The following is a 2,771-nucleotide window of genomic DNA, read 5'->3' as shown; positions in this document are numbered from 1 at the left end:
AAAGACAAGCTTTGGCACCTGACTTAGTGTTAGGGCTTGGATACTGGAGAGTTGTCCGAGCTGGCCGAAGGAGCAGCATTGGAAATGCTGTATACGGGTTAAAGCCTGTATCAAGGGTTCGAATCCCTTACTCTCCATTCAATGGCCCGTTAGTCAAGCGGTTAAGACACCACCCTTTCACGGTGGTATCGTGGGTTCGAATCCCGCACGGGTCACTTCTATGGAGGATTAGCTCAGTTGGGAGAGCGTCTGCCTTACAAGCAGAGGGTCACAGGTTCGAGCCCTGTATCCTCCATTTACATCGTTAGATGTTATGGCTCGGTAGCTCAGTTGGTAGAGCAACGGATTGAAGCTCCGTGTGTCGGCGGTTCGATTCCGTCCCGCGCCACTCTATTATAGGGATATAGTTAAACGGTATAACTACGGTCTCCAAAACCGTCATTGTGGGTTCGATTCCTACTATCCCTGCTTAATTTAATATGGCGGTATTGGTGAAGTTTGGTTAACACATCGGTTTGTGGGTCCGACATGCATGGGTTCGAATCCCATATACCGCCCTTAAAGTTAGATTATCTATACTATCTGGTGGTATAGCCAAGTGGTAAGGCGTGGGTCTGCAAAACCTTGATCGTCGGTTCGAATCCGACTACCACCTTTTAGTTAGATTATGCCTCTGTGGCGGAATTGGCAGACGCGCTGGACTCAAAATCCAGTTCCCGTTTGGGAGTGTGGGTTCGACCCCCACCGGAGGCACTTACAACTAAACATAGTTTTAGTCACTAGTATAGATTTCTAGTACGATTGAGCCAGGATTTTCCTGGTTTTTTTGTGTTTGTGGCCATTAAAGTTTAATAAGTTCTCAGTGAAAAGCATTTAATCCTTTTCGATTTAGGCTGATTTAATCGAGATGAAATCGTTTACTAGAAAACGTTTATGTCGCCATCTGCGACGTTTACTTTAAATTAGTTAGATGATAATATGGACAAAGTTTTTAGTTTCTATATTATGAAAGGATTATTTATGGCAGATCAGATTGAGAAATCATTAGTTGTTGGTCCTGATGATAGGGTACCAACAGGAGAGGCGACTTTACTTGGCTTACAACATGTTTTAGCAATGGATGTTTATGTCCCGCCTATTATATTAGCTGGATCATTAGCGATGGGAGCTGCAAATTCGACCGGCTTACTACAGTCTACTTTCTTAGCGGCCGGAATTGGTACCATTTTACAAACGGCGATTTTTATGAAGATGCCGGTTTCTCAAGGACCTTCATTCGTACCTTTAGGAGCCGCAGCAGGGGTAGTTTTAGCTAGCGGTGGTTTAAATCACGGTGGCATGGCGACCCTATTAGGCGCTTTAACTGTGGGTGCCATCGTACTAATTTTATTAGGGTTATCAGGTGTCTTTCAAAAAATCATTAATACCTTAGTCCCAGCAGTTGTTGGCGGGACGATTATCACCTGTGTTGGTTTATCTTTAATTCCATCAGCCTTAAATGACAATGTTTTTGAAGCCAGTGGTAACATATATCAAAACATGATTTTAGCAAGTATTACCGCTTTGACTTTATTGATTTGTGTGGCCATTAGTATTCGATTCCCACGTGTGCAGAAGTTATTTAAAACAGGCTCGATTGTGATCTCTTTATTAGTGGGTACACTTGTTAGTGCCATGATGGGACGTTTTGACTGGAAGACGGTGGCTGATGCGGCCTGGATCGGATTACCTCAGCGGACTATGTTTCATTGGGGGATCAATTTTGATCTTACGGCAATTTTAACTTTTATCATTATCTATGCCATTTTGACAACTGAAACGACGGGAACTTGGTTTGCCATGGGAGCAGTGACAAACCACCAAATAACGGATCGCCAATGGAACCGCGGAATTATTGGTGAAGGCTTAAGCTGTTTAGTTGCTGCTATTGCCGGTGCGACACCAGTGACTGGTTACTCGACGAATGCAGGCATTGTTTCCATAACGGGAGTCGCAAGTAAGCGAGTCTTTATATCAGCCGGGATTTGGTTTATTATTTTAGGTTTTTTCACTAAATTATCAGCTTTTCTGTCTGCTATTCCGGCGCCGGTCATTGGTGGAGTCTTTGCTATTATTACGGTGACGATCATGTTGAATGGTTTAAATGTTATTCGGCGCACTAAGACTGGTGAAAGTGATCTATATATTATTGGGATCCCAATTGTCTTAACCTTAGCCATCATTTTATTACCTACTAAGGTCATGAATGCTTCACCACAAATGGTTCAGTATTTGTTAGGTTCACCAATTGCGATTGCGGCAATTACGGCAGTCGTCTTAAATCTAATTATGCCTAGCCGTAGTCAAGCATAAAATTTAGCTGGGGTAGTGTAATGTTTTAATAGGTTGTAAAAATTTAAACAACAGGATGCTTGATTGTACAAGAAAAGACCTGTAGCCTTTTAGTTGAAACAAAAAAGACAAAGGAAACAGGTCTCATGAATAGTTTAACAGATTTTATTACGTCTTTGGACAATATTGATAGTCTTTATGATTTAGAAAACGAAGTAATTAAGGGGATGCAACGACTCTTCGGAGTCGTGGTAGGTACTTACCTTGAGGCGTTAGATGACTATATCTTCAATATCAAGCAGGATGGTTACCAGGTTATCAATAAGCAGCCTAGGACGATTAATTTTGCTTTTGGTGAGGTTGGGTTTAAACGGCGTTATTACCTTTACCCCGATGGTAAGAAAGGTTTCTTATTAGACAAGAAATTAAAACTTGAAGGG

Annotated in this window: 2 protein-coding genes and 8 tRNA genes; all 10 read left to right on the top strand. The window is 42.0% G+C overall.

Going from position 1 to position 2,771, the window contains the following annotated elements:
* Positions 1 to 45: 45 nt before the first annotated feature.
* Positions 46 to 137: transfer RNA gene (locus PS3_RS00050), tRNA-Ser, on the top strand.
* A 6-nt stretch (positions 138 to 143) separates the two neighbouring features.
* Positions 144 to 215, top strand: a tRNA-Glu gene (locus PS3_RS00045).
* A gap of 7 nt (positions 216 to 222) precedes the next feature.
* Positions 223 to 295 (top strand) — tRNA-Val (locus tag PS3_RS00040).
* Positions 296 to 315: 20 nt separating this feature from the next.
* Positions 316 to 388 (top strand) — tRNA-Phe (locus PS3_RS00035).
* A 9-nt stretch (positions 389 to 397) separates the two neighbouring features.
* Positions 398 to 468, top strand: a tRNA-Trp gene (locus PS3_RS00030).
* Between the two features lie 14 nt (positions 469 to 482).
* Positions 483 to 557, top strand: a tRNA-His gene (locus tag PS3_RS00025).
* 27 nt (positions 558 to 584) lie between these two features.
* Positions 585 to 655 (top strand) — tRNA-Cys (locus PS3_RS00020).
* Positions 656 to 669: 14 nt separating this feature from the next.
* Positions 670 to 753: transfer RNA gene (locus tag PS3_RS00015), tRNA-Leu, on the top strand.
* A gap of 267 nt (positions 754 to 1,020) precedes the next feature.
* Positions 1,021 to 2,352 carry a uracil-xanthine permease family protein gene (locus tag PS3_RS00010; RefSeq protein WP_007121586.1) on the top strand — a complete coding sequence of 444 codons (1,332 nt, stop codon included), beginning with the start codon at positions 1,021 to 1,023 and terminating at the stop codon, positions 2,350 to 2,352.
* Positions 2,353 to 2,477: 125 nt separating this feature from the next.
* Positions 2,478 to 2,771 (top strand): UPF0236 family transposase-like protein (locus PS3_RS00005; protein ID WP_040467691.1); only part of this gene is annotated, 294 nt, incomplete at its 3' end.

It is taken from the genome of Limosilactobacillus gastricus PS3 (genome assembly GCF_000247775.1).
Taxonomy (GTDB): Bacteria; Bacillota; Bacilli; order Lactobacillales; family Lactobacillaceae; genus Limosilactobacillus; species Limosilactobacillus gastricus_A.
Note: the sequence above shows the minus strand (reverse complement) of the source record. Positions and strands in the feature narration are given on the sequence as shown.